Below are 16,694 nucleotides of genomic sequence, written 5' to 3' on the forward strand. Positions count from 1 at the left end.
GGTGCTAGGGTCCTCTCCCATGGACCCTAGCGAGATCGCCGAAATCGACGCCGCCCACATCTGGCACCCATACGCGGAGCCGGGGCAGTTCACGTACCCCGTCGAAAGCGCGTCCGGCCCGCGCATCACGCTCCACGACGGCCGCGTGCTCATCGACGCGATGTCGTCCTGGTGGTCCGCCATCCACGGCCACCGCAACCCGCGCCTCGTCGGGGCGGCTGAAGCGCAGCTGGCGAAAATGAGCCACGTCATGTTCGGCGGTCTCACCCACGAACCGGCAGCGCTGCTGACCAAGCGGCTGCTCGACATCACCGGCGGCGCATTCAGCCAGGTGTTTTACTCCGACTCCGGCTCCGTGTCGGTGGAGGTGGCGATGAAAATGGCGCTGCAGTACGCCATCGGGCAGGGCCATCCCGAGCGCACCACGTTTCTTACCTGGCGCTCCGGCTACCACGGCGACACGTTTGCCACCATGAGCGTGTGCGACCCGGAGGGCGGGATGCACGCCATGTGGGGCGACGCACTCAAACCCCAGGTATTCGCGCCCGCGCCGCCCGTGCGCGGCGCCTCCGAAGCGCAGCGCTCGGCCTACCTGGAGCAGTTCGCCTCGCTGATCACAGACGACATCGCCGGGGTCATCATCGAACCCGTCGTCCAAGGCGCGGGCGGCATGCGCTTCCACGACCCCGAACTCGTGCAGGGCCTTCGCCAGCTTTGCGACGCCTCCGGTATCCCGCTCATCGCCGACGAGATCGCCACCGGCTTCGGCCGCTCCGGCGACCTGTTCACCACCTTGGGCAACGGCGTGGTGCCCGACATCATGTGCGTGGGCAAGGCCATGACCGGCGGGTTCATGACACTGGCTGCGACCTTGGCCACCGAAAAGATCGCCTCCGGCATGGCGCCGAAAGCGCTCATGCACGGCCCGACGTTCATGGCCAACCCATTGGCGTGCGCGGTGGCGGCGGAATCCGTCGCCATGGTGGCCGAGGGGCAGTGGCGCGAACAGGTGAACAGGATCGAGGCCGGGCTTGAACAGGGCCTGCGCCCGCTGGCTAACACGCCGGGCGTGGCAGATGTCCGCGTCCTCGGGGCCATCGGCGTGGTGGAGATGGAAGACGACGTGCCGATGCGCGAGACCACTGAGGCAGCGATGGCGCAGGGCGTGTGGGTCCGCCCATTCGGACGGCTCATCTACACCATGCCCCCGTACGTCTGCACCGATGACGAGGTGGCGCAGATTTGCCGGGGCATCACACAGGCGGTGCACACCGCAGCGAAGGAGAACGGGAAATGATTATCGCCATTACTGGCACCAACACGGATGTGGGCAAGACCGTCGCCACCGCAGCCATCGCGAGCGTTTTGCAGCGCCGCGGCATCGACGTCGTGGCGGCGAAACCCATTCAGACCGGCGAGGCGCCTGGGCAGGGCGATGCGTCAGCCGTCGCCAAGCTGGCAGGTGTGCGCACATTTGAGCGGTGGCGTTACCCGGAGCCACTCGCGCCGAACTTGGCGGCGCGGCGGGCGGGGATTGCGACACCGCCGCTTGCGGAGGTCGCGGAGTGGGTGCGCAGCCTCGACGCACCCGGCCGTGTCGTGCTGGTGGAGGGCGCCGGCGGGTTGCTTGTCCGTCTGGCGGACGACTACACGCTCGTGGACATCGCAAAGGCCGTCGACGCCCCGCTGGTGGTCGTGACCTCCCTCGGCCTGGGCAGCTTAAACCTCGCAGAGCTGACGTGCGTGCAGGCGCGCGCGGCGGGGCTGGAAGTGCTGGGGCTCATCGGCGGCAGCATGCCGGACGACCCGGATCTGCCCACGCGCCTGAACGTGGCGGAGCTGCCAGAAGTCACCGGAGCGGAGTACTTCGGCCACCTGCCCGACGGGTGCGGCAAACTTGGCACCGAGGCATTCGCGGAGGTTGCGTGGGAGGCTATCGGGGAGGCAGTGGCCGCGCGCGTAGGCTCGCGGGCATGATTGACGCCCGCGACACCGCCCTCATTTTCGAAGGCGGAGGCACCCGTAACTCGTACACCGCCCCCGTCGTGGAAAAGCTCATCGCTGAGGACGTGCAATTCGGCTGGGTCGGCGGCATTTCCGCCGGCTCGGTCCACGCGCTGAACTTCGCCTCCCGCGACACGTGGCGCTCCGAAAACGCGTTCACGGAGTTCGTGGGCAACCCCAAATTCGGCGGTTGGCGCTCCGTCGTGCGGGGCAAGGGCCTGATCAACGGCGAATGGGCGTACGAGCAATCCGAGGACGTCCTGCCGTTCGACTTCGACGCGTTTTCGCGGACCACCGAGGAGGTCCACGTTGAGGCGGTGCGCGCCGACACGGGGGAGACGGTGGCGTTCAACCGCGAGGACCTGCGCACCCTGGACGACGTGGCTCTGGCCGCCCGAACGTCGTCGACGCTGCCGATCCTGATGAAAATGCGAGAGATCGACGGCGTGCCCTACGTCGACGGTGCGCTCGGCACCTCGGGCGGTCTGCTTATCGACGCCGCTCGCGCCGCCGGCTACACCCGTTTCGTCGCGGTGCTCACCCGCCCGCGTGATTACGTTAAGGGGCCGCAAAAGCGCGAGCGCGCCGTGCGCCGCGTCCTGCGCAGCACCCCGAAGGTTGCCGACGCCATGGTGGCCCGGCCAAGCATCTACAACGCTGCGAAGCAGTCGCTTATCGACGAAGCTGACGCCGGCAACGCGTACATTTTCTTCCCCGAAGCGATGGGGGTTGAATCCACCGAGCTCGACGCGGAGAAGCTGCGGGCCAACTACGCGGCCGGGCAGGAGCAGATCGAGCGCGAGTGGCCCGCCATGCGCGAGTTCCTCACCCGCGACAGGGGGCGCTAGTCCGCGATCAGCGGCTCGATGGTCAGCTCCGGGTGCTCCTTCTCCACAAACGCGAGCTTCCACTTATCGCCGAAGAGCGCGATGAGCTCGCCGTCCGTGCGGGTGAAAATCTCCACGCCACGCTGCCGGCCCAGCTCTGGGGCGGACTCGGCGTCGGTGCGCCGCGCCACGGAATAGGGGATGGGCTCCGTGACGGTCTCCACGTTGTACTCGTTTTCCATGCGGGCCTGCATGACCTCGAACTGCATGGGGCCCACCGCCGCCATGACGGGGGCGGCGTCGCCGCGCAGGTCGTTGCGCAGAACCTGCACGACGCCTTCGGCATCGAGCTGATCCAGCGCCTTGCGAAACTGCTTGTATTTGCCCAGGGACTTCGCGCGCAGCGTGCGGAAGTGCTCGGGAGCGAACTGCGGCATGGGCGGGAACTGGACCTTCTTGCCGGCGTAGATCGTGTCGCCCGGGGCGAGCGCGCCAGCGTTGACTAGACCGATGATGTCGCCCGGGAACGCAGTGTCCACCGTGTCGCGGCTGCGGCCGAAGACCGTCAGCGCGTACTTGGTGGAGAAGCTGCGTCCAGACTGCGCGTGCGTGACCTGCATGCCGCGGTCGAACTCGCCGGAGACCACGCGCATGAACGCAAGCGTGTCCCGGTGGTTCTTGTCCATGCCGGCCTGCACTTTGAACACCACGCCGGAGAAGTCGTCGCCCACCTCGCGCTGCTCGTCCATCGCGGTGGTGGACGCCTCGACGGCCTTCGGGTCCGAGGCGCGGCCTTCCGGCGCCGGGGCGATGGCGCACAGCGTGTCCAGGATCTGGTGCACGCCGAAGTTCAGCATCGCGGAGGCGAAGATGATCGGGGAGGTGATGCACTGCTCGAAGAGCTGCTGGTCGTGCACCGCGCCGTCTTCAAGCAGCAGCTCAGCTTCCTCCACCGCGGTGTCCCATACGTCGCCCTCCCGCTCGGCCGCCTCGGCGGGCGTGTAGTGCTCCTCGGGCGCGATGGTGGAACCGCCGGCGGTGCGCGTGAAATGGACGTAGCCGTCGATGGAGCCAGCGGCATCGACATGGGCGAGGCCCCGGAAGTCGCCCGCTTCGCCCACGGGCCAGTACAGGGGCGTGGGTTGGAGGTCGATCTCCGTGACAATCTCGTCCACAAGCTCGAGCGGCTCGCGGCCGACGCGGTCCCACTTGTTGATCACGGTGACAATGGGCAGACCGCGCGCCTTGCACACGCGGAAGAGTTTCAGGGTTTGGGGCTCGAGGCCCTTGGCTGCGTCGATAAGCATGACGGCGGCGTCGACGGCGGAGAGCACGCGGTAGGTGTCCTCCGAGAAGTCCGCGTGGCCGGGCGTGTCCACCAAGTTGATCACGTACGGCTCACCCTCGAACCCGTCCGGCGCGTACTCGAACTGCAGGGCGGATGACGCGACGGAGATGCCGCGCTCCTTTTCCATCTCCATCCAGTCCGAGACCGTGGCTTTGCGGTTGCCCTTGCCGTGCACCGCACCGGCCTCCGAGATCACGTGCGCGTGCAGCGCGAGCGCCTCCGTGATGGTCGACTTACCGGCGTCCGGGTGGGCGATGACGGCGAATGTGCGGCGGCGCGCGGCCTCAGAAACGGTGCTCGAAGGGCTCATGGGCAGCTAGCTTATCGACGCACCTTCGGCCAAGTACAGTCGTGTCTATGACAACAATCGGAGTATTTCTTGGATCGGTACGACGCGGCCGCATCGGCGAGCAGGTGGCCAACTGGGTGATGGATGCCGCGGGCGAGCGCGACGCTGAGTACCGCCTGTTGGACCTGGCGGAATTCGACGTGCCCCACTTGGTGGCGGAGGTCGTGCCGGGCGCGGCGAACAAGCAGTACGACGACCCGGCGGTGACCCGCCGGTCCGAGGCGGTGGACGCGTGCGACGGCTACGTCTTTGTCTCTGCCGAGTATAACCACTCTGTGCCGGGGACAATGAAGAACGCCTTCGACTCCCTGTTCGGGGAGTGGGCGGGCAAGCCGGTGGCCTTTGTCAGCTACGGCGCGGACGGCGGCGTGCGCGCGGTGGAGCACTGGCGCCAGATCGTGGGCAACCTGTCCATGACGGACATCCGCAACCAGGTTGCCTTGAACATCTACGGCGAGGACGCCGAGGGCGCGGATCTCGCCCCGCGCGAGCACAAGCAGGCCGCGCTCCTGCGCGCGCTCAGCGATCTTGAGCGCGCGACTGCCTAACGCGCGTGGATCGCGTTCTGCGCCTTCTGCAGCCCCTCTGAGGTGAGCAGGCGCACTGCGTCCACCGCATCCCCTGTGGCGGTCGCCCGCACCTCTTCGCCTGCGGGGCCGAGTACCCAATCGGGCACCGGCACGCCACTGGGTGGGCGCCCGATGCCCACGCGCACGCGGAGGTAGTCGCGGGTGCCCAGGTGCTCAGTGATGGACTTCAGCCCGTTGTGGCCGTTCTCGTTACCGCCGAACTTCAGGCGCACAGTTCCGGCGGGAAGGTCCAGCTCGTCGTGGATGACAATCACCCGCTCCGGGGCCGCGCCGAGCTGCGCCGCTAGGGGGCCGACGGCCTCGCCGGTGGTGTTCATGTACGTGGTGGACCGGGCATAGGCGACACCGTCGCGTACCTGCGCGAGCGCCTTGACCCCGGGCACCGGAGCGAGGTTGCCAGCGAGCTGGGCAAGCGCCATGTAGCCCACGTTATGCCTGGTACCGGCGTATTTATCCCCGGGGTTGCCCAGGCCCACAACGAGCCAATCCGCGTCCAGCGGGGGCGGGGGTGTGCGCCTGAAGAATCCGAGCATGACGCATACTCTAGCCATGGAGTTTCCCAGTGTGATCGCAGCACCCATGGCGGGCGGGCCGTCCACGCCCGCGCTGGTCAACGCCGTGACGTTCGGGTTCATCGCGCTCGGCACCTGCACCGTCGAGCAGTCCCGGGCCTGGCTTAACGCGTGCGAGCCCCCGTTCGGCGCAAATCTTTTTGTGCCTCAGCCAGCTCCCGCACCTGCGGACGTCCGTTCGGTCGCCCGCCGCCTCGGCCAGCCGGTCCCCGCAGTGCGGTCCGACTACGCGGAGAAGTTCGCGCTCGTCCTCGACGCCGCCCCCGCCGTCGTCTCCTCTACGTTCGGATGTTTCACGCGCAGCGAGATCGCGCAGTTGCACGCGGTCGGCTCGGAGGCGTGGGCAACGGTGACCAGCCCCGCCGAGATCGCAGAGGCCGCGCGCCGGGGCGTCGACGGCATGATCGTCCAGGGCCCGAGAGCCGGCGGCCACCGTGCCACTTGGAGCCAGCACGACGACCCCGCGCAAGACTCGCTGGAAGCGCTGCTCACACTTGTCGACGGACCCGTCATCGCGGCGGGAGGGGTGCGGGGGCCGGAGGACGTGGCAGCCGCAGGCGTGCCTGTCGCGTGCGGCACCGCGTTCTTGCTTGCGGACGAAGCCGGCACGAGCCCGCGCAACCGCGAGCTGCTGAGGTCGGACGCGCCGGCGGTGGTGACGCGGGCATTCTCAGGGCGGTGGGCGAGCGGGGTGAAAACCGCGTTCACGCGAGCCCACCCGGACCTCCCGCCGACGTACCCCTACTTGCGCCCGATGACCAGCGCTAACGACTACTGCCTCGTCGGCGCAGACCGCGGCGAGCTGCTCACCGCGCCGGCGAAGGAGATCGAGCGGATGCTCACAGGTTAGCGGCGTGCTGGCCTAGTACACGCGCATGGTGTTCTCGATGGCGCCGAGGCCCTCGATTTCCACCCGCACCGTATCGCCGTCGCGCAAGTACCGCTTCGGGTCGCGCGCGTGGCCCACGCCGGCGGGCGTGCCGGTGGCTATGATGTCGCCCGGCTCAAGCGGGTAGAGGTGCGAAATGAACTCCACCAGCTTGGCGGGCGTGAACACCAGGTCGTCGGTGGGGGCGTGCTGCATCACCTCACCGTTGAGCGTGGTGGTGATGGTCGGCCCCGGCTGCCACTCGGTGTCCAGCCACGGCCCGAACCCGGCCGTCTTCTCCAGCGACTTGCCCTGGTGCCATTGCTTCGTGCGGTTTTGATACTCGCGCTGGGAGCAATCGTTGATCACGCTATAGCCCGCGATGTGCTTCGCCCCGTCAGTGGCGTGGCGTGCGCGGGATCCGATGATGACCGCCAGCTCGCCTTCGAAGTCGAGGGCGTCGGCGTTGAAGTCGGGCACCTCTGCGTCGTCGTGGGCGCCGATGAGCGCCTCCGGGAACTTGATGAATAAGGTGGGCACGTCCGGCTGCTCGTGGCCCATCTCCGCGATGTGCTTGGCGTAGTTCAGGCCCACGCAAATGATCTTCCCCGGGCGCGGGATGACGGGGGCGAGGTCAGCCGGGGCGAAGGTGAACTCCTCGCCCTCCTCGTACGCTCCGGTGCGGAGGACCGCGCCGACGTCCTCGGCGCCGAGCGCGACAGCCCGCCCGTCGCCGATAATGCGCGCTGCCGTGGTGGTGTCACCGGTCCTGATTGTTGCGAGTCTCATGCGGGCTAGCCTATCGCGCGCATGATCTCGTCGGCCGCGTCCGCGGCGGCGATGGCGAGGTCCACCTGCTCTTTCGCGCTGAATGGTTTGAGCACGTAATCTGCGGGCGCCATGCGGCCGGGCGGGCGGCCGATGCCAACCGCGACCTTGTTGTACGGCTTGCCGCCGAGGGATTTGGTGATGGATTTCAGGCCGTTGTGCCCGTGGTCGCCGCCGCCGAGGCGCAGCTTCACCTCGCCGAGCTCCAAGTCAAGCTCGTCGTGGACCACGTACAACTGCTCCGGCTGCACGTGGAAGTAGTCCATGAGCGCTTTCACAGGGCCGCCGGAGACGTTCATAAAGGAACGGGTGCGCGCGAGGACCGTCAGGTCGTCGTCAAGCAGTCGGCCCTTCGACAGCTCCGCGATCTCCGCGTTCGTGCGCTTGTGCACTGCCAGCTGCGCCGGCATCGGCGTTGCACGCCCGAGCAGCTCCTCGACGACGAACACGCCGGCGTTGTGCCGCGTGCCGGCATACTGCGGTCCTGGATTGCCCAGGCCGACGATCAAGATAGTCACGCGGACGAGGATAACCGGCACAAAACAACGGCCACAGGTGAGGCACCTGTGGCCGTTGGGGGAGGCGGGGGATTTACTGGTTTGCGCCCTCGTCGCCCTCGCCACCGTCAGCGATCTCGACGGTTTCGTCGGCGTCAGCGCCAGCGTCGGCGCCGCCCTCTTCGGCTTCCGCAGCGGCAGCCTCGAGCTCTTCGTCGACCTCTTGGTAGGTGACGTTGACCAGCAGGGTCTCCGGGTCGGAGATGAGCTCCGCACCGGCCGGGAGCTGGAGGTCGGATGCGTACAGCGTGTCGCCGATCTCCTTGCCCTCGATGGAGATGGTCAGCTCGTCCGGGATGGACAGGGCGTCGATCTCGATCTCCACCACGTCGGCCTCCTGCAGCACCACTGCATCCGGGGCCGCCTCGCCTTCGGTGACAACCGGGACCTCGACGGTGACCTTCTCGCCGCGCTTGATGCCCAGCAGGTCGATGTGGTCGATGTCGAGGGAGAGGACGTTCTGGTCGACGTGCTTGACCATGGCGAGCAGCTTCTCGCCGTCGAGCTCGAGTTCGACGATGGCGTTGGTGCCGTCGTTGCGCACGACCGCGGTCATCTCGATGCGGTCCACGGCGAAGTGGACGTTGTCGATGCCCTTTTCGTACAGAACGCCCGGGATCTTGCCGTCGCGGCGCAGGCGGCGTGCGGAGCCCTTGCCGAACTCCTCGCGGCGCTCGCCCTTGATGGCGGTGGGGGTAATAGCCATGATGTACTCCTTCTTCGTGGAAGGGCCACAGGCCTTGCCTGCGACCACTGAACGGGTAGGTGCTCGTCGAGTGATCGCAAAAGGATCTTCATCGCGTCGATAACGGCCCCACGTGGGCCCTCGCCGAGACTGCTACAGGGTAGCAGGGCGGTCCTGCCACACAAAATGCCCGCTGGCCTGCAGCGCTTCGTGTTCGTGGCCAAGCGGGATCCCGCGCCGGTCGCGCACCAGGAGCGAGACGACGAGCCCGGTCAGCGTCGCCGCCATCAAGTACGCCGTGATCGCGGCCGTGCCGCCCGTTGCCTCTCGCAGCGCCGCCGCGATAGTGGGGGCGAACGCGCCGCCGAGGATCGCGCCCAGCGCGTACGAGATGGATGCCCCGGAAGCCCGCACCGAAGCGGGGAAGAGCTCGGCGTAGAACGCCCCGATCTCGCCGTACGTGAGTCCCAGACCCACGGTGAGGAAGATCAGCGCCGCGGTAATCTTCGCCACCGAGCCGGTGTTGACCAGCGGGAACAGCGCGGCCACGCCCGCCGCCTGCACGATAAAGCCGATGACGAGCGTCCGCCTGCGCCCGATGTAGTCCGACACCCAGCCGGCGAACGCGGTGGTGCACAGCCAGACCGCGGCCGAGGCGGTGACGGCCCAGAGGATGTCGCCGCGCTCCACCGCGAGTCCGGCTGGGTCCGTGACGTAGTTCTGGATGTAGCCGCCCGTGGTCATGTATCCGACCGCGCCGTTGGCCGCGAAAATCAATGCGGCGGCAACGACCACGCCGGCGTGGCGCTTGAACAGCGAGCCCACGGGGTTGCGCGCCCCGACCTCGCGCATCTCTTCCACCACGGGCGATTCGTCAACGCCGGTACGGATCCACCATCCAAGCAGCGTCAAGCCGACGGAGAGGAGGAACGGCACGCGCCAGCCCCACTGCATGAACGCGTCCCCGGGAGCGATGACGGTCATCAGCGCCAGCACGCCGGACGATAAGAGCAGACCCGCCGGCACACCAACCTGCGGCCCCGCGCCGTAGAGGCCGCGCTTGTCCGTCGGCGCGTGCTCCACCGCCAGCAGCACCGCGGAGCCCCACTCGCCGCCGGCGGACGTGCCCTGCAGAATGCGCAGGACCACCAGCGCGGCGGGCGCGAACCACCCCGCGGTCTCGTACGTAGGCAGCAGGCCGATCAGCGCCGTTGCGGTGCCCATGGTGAACAGCGTGACCATGAGCACGCCGCGGCGCCCCAGCCGGTCGCCGAAGTGGCCCGCCAGCACCGCGCCAAGGGGGCGGAATAAGAAGGACAGCCCCACGGTGAGGAAGCTGGCGATGGTCGCCGCCGCCGGCCCGAGCGGCCCGAACATCACTTTGTTGAAGACCAGGCCAGCAACAGCGGCGTAGAGGAAGTAGTCGTACCACTCCACCGCGGTGCCGATGGTGGTAGCCGCGATGACGCGGCGCCGCTCACTGCGCACGGTTCCAAGCCTCCAATAGTTCGTCGGTCTCTTCTGAGTTGGTCACTGTCACGCGGATGCCTTCGGGGAACACCCGCACGAGCACACCCTCTGCTGCGAGGCGGTCCGCGAGCGCGTGGTCCGCGTCGGGCAACCACACAAAGTTTGCCTGCGACGGGGCGAGCTGAAGCTTCTCGACGACACGTTCCCGCTCCGCCACGGTGCCGTCGATACGCGCACGCAGCTCATCGGTCGCCGCGAGCGACGCGAGCGCCGCCACCTGCCCGATCGAACTGACAGAAAACGGCACCGCGACCTTGTTCAGGGCCTCGATGACGGTCTGCGGGCCGAAGGCGTACCCCACTCGCACCCCGGCGAGACCGTACGCCTTGGAGAAGGTACGCAGTCCCACAACGTTGGGGTAGCGGGTGATTGCCTCGGTGGCCACGGGTGTGTCGGCGGCCTGGTTGTACTCGAAGTAGGCCTCATCCAGCGCAACCAGCACGCCTGCCGGCACCGCGTCCATGAAGGCGGCGAATTCGGCGTCGGTGACCGTCGTGCCGGTGGGGTTGTTCGGGTTGCACACGAAGATGAGCCTCGTGCGGTCGTTCACCGCCGCGGCGAGCGCGGGCAGGTCCACGCGGTGGTCATCGGTCAGCGGGACCGGCACCGGGGTAGCCCCGGCGATCTGGGCGAAGATCGGATAGGCCTCGAAGCTGCGCCAGGGAAACACCACCTCATCGCCGGGCCCCGCAACGGCGGTGACCAGCTGCTGGCACAGGGCGGACGAGCCGGTGCCCACCGCGACCTGCTCCGCAGCAACACCGAGGTGCTCGGCAAGCGCCGCGCGCAGCTGCACCGCGCCCAAGTCCGGGTAGCGGTTGACGCCGCCGAGCGCGGCCCGCATGGCCTCGATCACGCTCGACAGGGGTTCCTCGGCGCTCTCATTGGAAGACAGCTTGATGGCGCGCTCGTCGCGCACGCCTGGGACGTACGCGGGCAGCGAATCAAGGTCGGGGCGGATCATGCGGGGCGGCTCCTTGTGGTGGTCAGCGAAATCAGGCCCAGCACGATAATCCAGCCGGTCAGCGTGGCAAGGCCCAGACGGTATTCAGGCAGAATACCCATAAGCACGAGCACGGTGGCGAAGAAGGCGATGCACACCCAGTTGGCCACCGGGTAGAACGGCGCAGGAAACGTCTCGCTCGTTTCGTGTTTGCGGAAGTTCAGGTGGGAGATGCAAATGCCCGCCCACGTGATCAACTCGGTGCCCACAATGATGGCCAGCAGGACCGCGAAAATCTTGCCTTCGAAGAAATAGTTCAGGATGACCACGATGCCCATGAGCGCCGCGTCGAACAGCAGCGCCCTCGTGGGCAGCCCCTTCGCGCTGGTTGCGGCGAAGGCCCGCGGTGCTTGGCCGTTGCGGGCCAGGTCGCGCAGCATCCGCGCGCCGGAATACGTCATGGTGTTGAGCACGGAGAACACCGCCACCACGATCACGACGTTGAGGGCCGTAGCGGCGGGGCCGAAGCCCACGCCGGTGAGTACGCGGATGAACGGGCTTTCGTTACTCTCCTGTTCGTTCCACGGCGCAAGCAGCACAATCGTGCCGATGCCGCCCAGGTAGAACACGAGGATGCGCCACACCACCGAGTTCACCGCGCGCGGAATCGCGGTAGTCGGGTTGTCCGCCTCGCCCGCCGCGGTACCCACGGACATGATGCCGCCGAAGGTAAACGTCACCGCCACCAGCGCGAAGAGTACGCCGGTCACGCCGTTGGGCATGAACCCCCCGTGCTCGGTGATGTTGGTCAGCCCGATCGCCGGTTCGGGCCCGATGCCCACGACAAGGGCAAACCCGAGCACGATCATGAGCACCAGCGCGGCCACCTTGACCAGGGACAGCCAGTACTCCGTTTCCGCGAACACCCGCACGTTCAGCAGGTTTAGCCCCACCACCAAAAGCAGCGTGATCAGCGCGGTGAGCCAATGCGGCAGGCCCGGGAACCAGTAATCCATGAACGTACCCATCGCGGTCAGCTCCAGCATGCCCACCACGACGGTGGTGAACCACCAGTTCCAGCCGGTGATGAAGCCCGCGGCGGGGGAGATGTACTCGCGCGAGTACGCCGCGAACGAGCCGGATACTGGGTGCTCCACGGCCATCTCCCCGAGCATGCGCATGAGGAGGTACACAATCGCGCCGACGATGGCGAAGGAGATTAGCACCGCCGGCCCGGCGTACTGGATCGAGCCCGCGGAGCCCAAAAACAGGCCCGTGCCTATCGACGAGCCAAAGGCAATCATCATCAACTGGCGGCTTTTCACGCCCCGCTTGAGGCCCTGGTCTGTAAGGCTCACGTTAATTTCCTGTCGGGGGTCGGGAGGTGGTGCGGGACATGCCGCGGTACTCGGCGATCACGGTATCGCCGTCGTAAAGCGTGACGTCCGACAGGCCGTTGCGGCCCCACGTGTGGCGCTCCCGCGCCACCCCGCGGATGGTGCGGCCAATCTTCGCCGGAGTGAGGTAGATCATCTCGGACTGGGCCGTGACTGTCGGGTCCGTGCGCCTGGAGTTTGCCGCCCCGCCGAACAACGCGTCAGCGAAGGTGAACAAGATGCCGCCCTGGCACCCGCCGAACCCGTTGGCGTGGCGCGGTTCCACGGTGAACTCGCCCTCTGCCAGGCCCGGCTCGAGGCGCGTGATGGTGGCGCCGAGGAACTCCAGGGTGGCGTCGTTGTCGTACATGGCCTTCGTGTGCTCCAGGTCGGGGGTGAAGTCCACCGACGGCGCATAGCGGTTGCACATGCAAATCCTTCCGTATGCGCGACAGCCGGGGCAGCGGTGTCGCTGCCCCGGCTGTCGCGGTCTGGCGGCTTAGGCCTGGCCCTCGAAGAGGGTGGTCACGGAGCCGTTTTCAAAGATTTCGTGGATGGTCTTGGCCAACAGCGGCGCGATGGACAGCACCGTCAGGTTGTTCCAGCCCTCGGTGTCCTGCGGCAGGGTGTCGGTGGTGATGACCTCCTCCGCACCGCAGTCGTTGAGGCGCTCGCGGGCCGGGTCGGAGAACACGCCGTGGGTGCAGGCGATGACGACGGACTTCGCGCCGGCCTCCTTCAGCACCCCAACGGCGCCGGCGATGGTGCCGCCGGTGTCGATCATGTCGTCGAGCAGGACGCAATCCTTGCCCTGGACGTCGCCGACGACGCGGTTAGACACGACCTTGTTCGCCGCATCGATGTCGCGGGTCTTGTGCACGAACGCCATGGGCGCGTCGCCGAGCATGTTGGCCCACTTTTCCGCCGTCTTCACGCGTCCGGCGTCCGGGGAGACCACGACGAGGTTGTCCATGGAATACCGGGACTTGATGTAGTCCACCAGAATCGGCATGGCGTGCATGTGGTCCACCGGGCCGTCGAAGAAGCCCTGGATCTGGTCGGTGTGCAGGTCGACGGACACAATGCGGTCGGCCCCGGCCGCGGTGAGCAGGTCCGCGATCAGGCGGGCGGAAATCGGCTCGCGGCCGCGGTGCTTCTTGTCCTGGCGGGCGTAGGGGTAAAACGGCAGGATCGCGGTGATGCGCTTGGCGGAGCCGCGCTTGAGCGCGTCGATCATGATGAGCTGCTCCATCAGCCATTTGTTCAGCGGCTGGGCGTGGGACTGCATGACAAAGCAGTCGGCGCCGCGGACGGATTCTTCGAAGCGGATGAAGATTTCGCCGTTGGCGAAGTCGCGCGCGGTGGTGGGCACCAGGTCGATGCCGAGCTCCTTCGCAACGGCTTCTGCCAGCTGCGGGTGAGCGCGGCCGGTGAAGACCTTGAGGTCCTTATGGTTTTCGGTGGAGTAACCAGTCATGAATTAACCCTCTCGCTTCGCGTTCTTCGCGGCCTTCGCTGCCTCGGCCGCGTCTGTGCCCGGGCGGCGGTTTTCCACCCAGCCTTCAATGTTGCGCTGGCGGCCCTCCTTGATGGCGAGCGCCCCCGGCGGCACATTTTCGGTGACTACAGTACCCGCGCCCGTGTAGGCGCCATCACCGATGGTCACCGGCGCGACAAACATGGTGTCGGAGCCGGTGCGGCAGTAGTCACCGATGGTGGTGTGGTGCTTGTTGATGCCGTCGTAGTTGGCAAACACGGAGCTCGCGCCGATGTTGGAGTGCTTGCCCACCGTGGCGTCGCCGATGTAGGTCAGGTGCGGCACCTTGGAGCCTTCGCCGATTGTGGCGTTCTTCGCCTCCACAAAACCGCCGAGCTTGCCGCCGGCGCCCAGCTCCGTGCCGGGGCGGATGTAGGTGAACGGGCCGACGGTTGCGTCTTCGCCGATGACGCCGAGCTCGCCCTGAGTGCGCACGACGGTGGCGCGGGCACCGACCTCCATGTCGGTCAGGGTTGTGTCGGGGCCGATTTCGGCGCCGTCGCCGATGACGGTGGAGCCCCACAGCTGGGTGTTGGGGTGGATGACCACGTCGCGGCCGATTTCCACCTCGACGCCGATCCAGGTGGTGGCCGGGTCGATCACGGTTGCGCCGTTTCGCATCGCCTTCTCGACGAGCCTCCGGTTGAGCTCCTTGCCAGCCTCCGCCAGCTGCACTCGGTCGTTCACGCCTGCCAGCTCGCGGGCGTCCGGGGCGGTCAGCGCGGTGACCCGGAGGCCGTCGTTACGCGCGATGCCCAGCACGTCGGTGATATAGAACTCGCCCTGGGCGTTGTCGGGGGTCACGCGCTCGAGCGCGTCACGCAGCACCGCGCCGTCGAACGCGAACACGCCAGAGTTGACCTCGCGCACCTTGCGCTGCTCGTCCGTGGCGTCCTTTTCTTCCACGATGGCAACCACGTCGCCCGCCTCGCCCCGGATGATGCGGCCGTAGCCGGCGGGGTTGTCGAACTCGAGCGAGAGCACCGTCACCGCCGCGCGCTCCGCCTCGTGCTTGTCCACGAGCGCCTGCAGCGTATCGGGGGTGAGCAGCGGCACGTCGCCGTTGGTCACCACCACCGTTCCCTCAAAGTCGGGGATGGCGGACAGGCCCACCTGCACCGCATGTCCCGTACCGTTTTGTTCCTCCTGGACAGCCTGGCGGATCTCGACCTGCATCTGTTCGGCGATCCGCTCCACCGCGGGTGCGACCTGGTCGCGCTGGTGGCCGACCACTGCAACAAGGTGCTCGGCGTGCACGCCGGCGGCGGCGTGGAGCGAGTGGGACAACAGGCTGCGGCCGCCGATCTCGTGCAGCGTCTTCTGGCGGTCGGACTTCATGCGGGTTCCTGCACCGGCCGCGAGCACGACAACGGCACGTTCGGAGTGGTTAGGCACTCGAAAGCTCCTTGGAAATTGCGGATTTGTCGGCCACAAGCATAACGGTTACGCGGAGGCGGAAGAGACTTCTTTCAGGTTCCGCGCGCCAACCACGCCGGCGTAACCCACCACGGCCAGAAAAAGCAGCGCGGCCTGCGGGCCGAGCACTGAAATGGCCGAGGAAATCGCGCCGACGACAAGAAGCACCACGCCCATCACCGTGTTGGACGCGCCGGTGATCATCGTGCGCTTATCGCCGTCCGCCATGTCCACCAGGTACGTCTTCCGGCTCACGCGCACGGCCGTGTGCGCGAGGTTGACCAGGAAAAATCCGAGCGGCATGACCCACGCGTTGACGCCGCTGGGCGCCACCCGGGCGCTGAGCACGAGCAGCACGATCACCGTGGAAGCCACCCCAGCAGCCCACGCCATCGTGTTCTTGGACGACTTGTCGGACAACCTGCCCGAAATCCTTCCTCCCAGCAGCGAGGCGCCGCCGGAGGCGATGATGAACGCGCCAAGGCCGGTGAGGTCCGCGTCCTCGTCGCCGGCCAGAACAACGATGAACGGGGTGGACAGCGCGGTCACCAGCATGAGCGAGCGCACAAGCAGGAACCGCTGCAAATCGCGGTCGCTTTTCACCAGCGCCCACATGTCGCCGGCGCTCTGCCCGTTTGTGTCCTCCGGTTCCGCTTCGGGCTCGTCAATGCCTGCGAAGACTAACGATGCGAGCGCCCACGTTGACGCGCCTCCCGCGAGCAGCGCGGCAATCGCCCACTGCGGCAGTTCGTTGGGCAGGAAGGTGAGTATCAAACCGATTGCGAGGGTGAACCCGCCGGCGAGGGCGGTAGCGCGGCCGGTGATGTCCCCGCGGCGGCCCTTCGAAATGGTGCGCCCCTGCACATCCTTGCCCGCCAAGGAACACAGCGAGCGGAACAGCGCATGCGCGGCGAGGAGCACGATGATTGCGGCGCCGAGCGGAACGCCGTCGAGAAGCAAAGCGCTGACCGCGATCAGCATCGCGGCGAGCGCCTGCCCCCATGAACCGATGAGCCACACCCGTTTGCGGGAGCGCTGCGAGGTCACCCACGGGCTGAGGAACGCCTGGGGGAGCATCGAGCCGGACTCGCGGATGGGGACGAGGAACGAGGTGAGTACCGCCGGCACCCCGGCCGCGTTGAACAGCCACGGCAGCACCGTTTTTGGCGCCACGATCTGGTCGCCGATGTTTTGCAAACCGTTGGACCAGATGAACCGGCGGGCGTTCGCTTCCTCGTTACGCATACCTGCGGATAGTAGGATC

At 67.3% G+C, this 16,694-nt stretch carries 17 protein-coding genes; 5 read left to right on the forward strand and 12 right to left on the reverse strand.

Annotated features, from left to right (window positions below):
- The first annotated feature begins 19 nt into the window (after nt 1–19).
- Genes HF989_RS00590 through HF989_RS00600 form a run of 3 tightly spaced genes read left to right on the forward strand, consistent with a single transcriptional unit; the run spans nt 20 to nt 2,852 of the window.
- Nucleotides 20–1,297, forward strand: a complete 1,278-nt coding sequence (locus HF989_RS00590) for an adenosylmethionine--8-amino-7-oxononanoate transaminase (RefSeq protein ID WP_168683437.1) — start codon at nt 20–22, stop codon at nt 1,295–1,297.
- Complete coding sequence (gene bioD, locus HF989_RS00595; RefSeq protein ID WP_168683438.1) at nt 1,294–1,977, forward strand: dethiobiotin synthase; 684 nt, start codon at nt 1,294–1,296, stop codon at nt 1,975–1,977. The genes HF989_RS00590 and bioD overlap by 4 nt, the downstream gene beginning before the upstream one ends.
- Nucleotides 1,974–2,852, forward strand: coding sequence for a patatin-like phospholipase family protein (locus HF989_RS00600; protein ID WP_168683439.1), 879 nt, complete (start codon nt 1,974–1,976; stop codon nt 2,850–2,852). The genes bioD and HF989_RS00600 overlap by 4 nt, the downstream gene beginning before the upstream one ends.
- Here HF989_RS00600 and HF989_RS00605 read toward each other — a convergent pair.
- Nucleotides 2,849–4,489, reverse strand: coding sequence for a peptide chain release factor 3 (locus tag HF989_RS00605; RefSeq protein ID WP_168683440.1), 1,641 nt, complete (start codon nt 4,487–4,489; stop codon nt 2,849–2,851). The two genes, HF989_RS00600 and HF989_RS00605, sit on opposite strands and share 4 nt — an antisense overlap.
- Before the next feature lie 47 nt (nt 4,490–4,536).
- Between HF989_RS00605 and HF989_RS00610 the strand changes: the two genes are divergently transcribed.
- On the forward strand, nt 4,537–5,076 hold the full coding sequence (locus HF989_RS00610) for an NADPH-dependent FMN reductase (RefSeq protein WP_168683441.1): 540 nt from the start codon (nt 4,537–4,539) through the stop codon (nt 5,074–5,076).
- Here HF989_RS00610 and pth (HF989_RS00615) read toward each other — a convergent pair.
- Nucleotides 5,073–5,651 (reverse strand): aminoacyl-tRNA hydrolase, encoded by a 579-nt coding sequence (gene pth / locus HF989_RS00615; RefSeq protein ID WP_210728879.1) that lies wholly within the window; start codon nt 5,649–5,651, stop codon nt 5,073–5,075. The two genes, HF989_RS00610 and pth (HF989_RS00615), sit on opposite strands and share 4 nt — an antisense overlap.
- On the opposite strand from pth (HF989_RS00615), the gene HF989_RS00620 reads away from it, so the two are divergent.
- The gene (locus HF989_RS00620; protein WP_246233725.1) at nt 5,650–6,540 is read left to right on the forward strand and encodes an NAD(P)H-dependent flavin oxidoreductase; all 891 of its coding nucleotides are present in this window, start codon (nt 5,650–5,652) and stop codon (nt 6,538–6,540) included. The genes pth (HF989_RS00615) and HF989_RS00620 overlap by 2 nt on opposite strands.
- Before the next feature lie 12 nt (nt 6,541–6,552).
- Here HF989_RS00620 and HF989_RS00625 read toward each other — a convergent pair whose 3' ends face one another.
- The 10 genes from HF989_RS00625 to HF989_RS00670 all read right to left on the reverse strand — a co-directional run bounded on the left by HF989_RS00625 (nt 6,553) and on the right by HF989_RS00670 (nt 16,675).
- Nucleotides 6,553–7,347 (reverse strand): fumarylacetoacetate hydrolase family protein, encoded by a 795-nt coding sequence (locus HF989_RS00625; RefSeq protein ID WP_168683444.1) that lies wholly within the window; start codon nt 7,345–7,347, stop codon nt 6,553–6,555.
- A gap of 5 nt (nt 7,348–7,352) precedes the next feature.
- Nucleotides 7,353–7,904, reverse strand: a complete 552-nt coding sequence (gene pth / locus HF989_RS00630; protein WP_168683445.1) for an aminoacyl-tRNA hydrolase — start codon at nt 7,902–7,904, stop codon at nt 7,353–7,355.
- 73 nt (nt 7,905–7,977) lie between these two features.
- On the reverse strand, nt 7,978–8,649 hold the full coding sequence (locus HF989_RS00635; protein WP_168683446.1) for a 50S ribosomal protein L25/general stress protein Ctc: 672 nt from the start codon (nt 8,647–8,649) through the stop codon (nt 7,978–7,980).
- Between the two features lie 132 nt (nt 8,650–8,781).
- Entirely contained in the window at nt 8,782–10,116 is a 1,335-nt protein-coding gene (locus HF989_RS00640; protein WP_168683447.1) for an MFS transporter, read from the reverse strand.
- Nucleotides 10,106–11,122, reverse strand: coding sequence for a histidinol-phosphate transaminase (hisC, locus tag HF989_RS00645; RefSeq protein ID WP_168683448.1), 1,017 nt, complete (start codon nt 11,120–11,122; stop codon nt 10,106–10,108). Before hisC ends, HF989_RS00640 begins: the two co-directional genes overlap by 11 nt.
- Nucleotides 11,119–12,459, reverse strand: coding sequence for an amino acid permease (locus HF989_RS00650; protein WP_343033499.1), 1,341 nt, complete (start codon nt 12,457–12,459; stop codon nt 11,119–11,121). Before HF989_RS00650 ends, hisC begins: the two co-directional genes overlap by 4 nt.
- Before the next feature lies 1 nt (nt 12,460).
- Nucleotides 12,461–12,907 (reverse strand): hotdog fold thioesterase, encoded by a 447-nt coding sequence (locus HF989_RS00655; RefSeq protein ID WP_168683449.1) that lies wholly within the window; start codon nt 12,905–12,907, stop codon nt 12,461–12,463.
- A gap of 69 nt (nt 12,908–12,976) precedes the next feature.
- Entirely contained in the window at nt 12,977–13,954 is a 978-nt protein-coding gene (locus HF989_RS00660; protein WP_168683450.1) for a ribose-phosphate diphosphokinase, read from the reverse strand.
- A 3-nt stretch (nt 13,955–13,957) separates the two neighbouring features.
- Nucleotides 13,958–15,409 (reverse strand): bifunctional UDP-N-acetylglucosamine diphosphorylase/glucosamine-1-phosphate N-acetyltransferase GlmU, encoded by a 1,452-nt coding sequence (gene glmU, locus HF989_RS00665; RefSeq protein WP_168683451.1) that lies wholly within the window; start codon nt 15,407–15,409, stop codon nt 13,958–13,960.
- 48 nt (nt 15,410–15,457) lie between these two features.
- Nucleotides 15,458–16,675, reverse strand: coding sequence for an MFS transporter (locus tag HF989_RS00670; RefSeq protein ID WP_168683452.1), 1,218 nt, complete (start codon nt 16,673–16,675; stop codon nt 15,458–15,460).
- Nucleotides 16,676–16,694: the final 19 nt, after the last annotated feature.

It is taken from the genome of Corynebacterium mucifaciens, from assembly GCF_012396315.1.
GTDB classification, from domain to species: domain Bacteria; phylum Actinomycetota; class Actinomycetes; order Mycobacteriales; family Mycobacteriaceae; genus Corynebacterium; species Corynebacterium mucifaciens.

What these genes read in the sequence shown, in the direction of transcription:
- HF989_RS00590 (WP_168683437.1), top strand. Translation starts at nt 20, where the DNA reads ATGGACCCTAGCGAGATCGCCGAAATCGACGCCGCCCACATCTGGCAC.
- HF989_RS00655 (WP_168683449.1), bottom strand. Translation starts at nt 12,907, where the DNA reads ATGTGCAACCGCTATGCGCCGTCGGTGGACTTCACCCCCGACCTGGAG.
- HF989_RS00635 (WP_168683446.1), bottom strand. Translation starts at nt 8,649, where the DNA reads ATGGCTATTACCCCCACCGCCATCAAGGGCGAGCGCCGCGAGGAGTTC.
- pth (WP_210728879.1), bottom strand. Translation starts at nt 5,651, where the DNA reads ATGCTCGGATTCTTCAGGCGCACACCCCCGCCCCCGCTGGACGCGGAT.
- HF989_RS00610 (WP_168683441.1), top strand. Translation starts at nt 4,537, where the DNA reads ATGACAACAATCGGAGTATTTCTTGGATCGGTACGACGCGGCCGCATC.
- bioD (WP_168683438.1), top strand. Translation starts at nt 1,294, where the DNA reads ATGATTATCGCCATTACTGGCACCAACACGGATGTGGGCAAGACCGTC.
- hisC (WP_168683448.1), bottom strand. Translation starts at nt 11,122, where the DNA reads ATGATCCGCCCCGACCTTGATTCGCTGCCCGCGTACGTCCCAGGCGTG.
- HF989_RS00605 (WP_168683440.1), bottom strand. Translation starts at nt 4,489, where the DNA reads ATGAGCCCTTCGAGCACCGTTTCTGAGGCCGCGCGCCGCCGCACATTC.
- HF989_RS00620 (WP_246233725.1), top strand. Translation starts at nt 5,650, where the DNA reads ATGACGCATACTCTAGCCATGGAGTTTCCCAGTGTGATCGCAGCACCC.
- HF989_RS00670 (WP_168683452.1), bottom strand. Translation starts at nt 16,675, where the DNA reads ATGCGTAACGAGGAAGCGAACGCCCGCCGGTTCATCTGGTCCAACGGT.
- HF989_RS00600 (WP_168683439.1), top strand. Translation starts at nt 1,974, where the DNA reads ATGATTGACGCCCGCGACACCGCCCTCATTTTCGAAGGCGGAGGCACC.
- HF989_RS00625 (WP_168683444.1), bottom strand. Translation starts at nt 7,347, where the DNA reads ATGAGACTCGCAACAATCAGGACCGGTGACACCACCACGGCAGCGCGC.
- HF989_RS00660 (WP_168683450.1), bottom strand. Translation starts at nt 13,954, where the DNA reads ATGACTGGTTACTCCACCGAAAACCATAAGGACCTCAAGGTCTTCACC.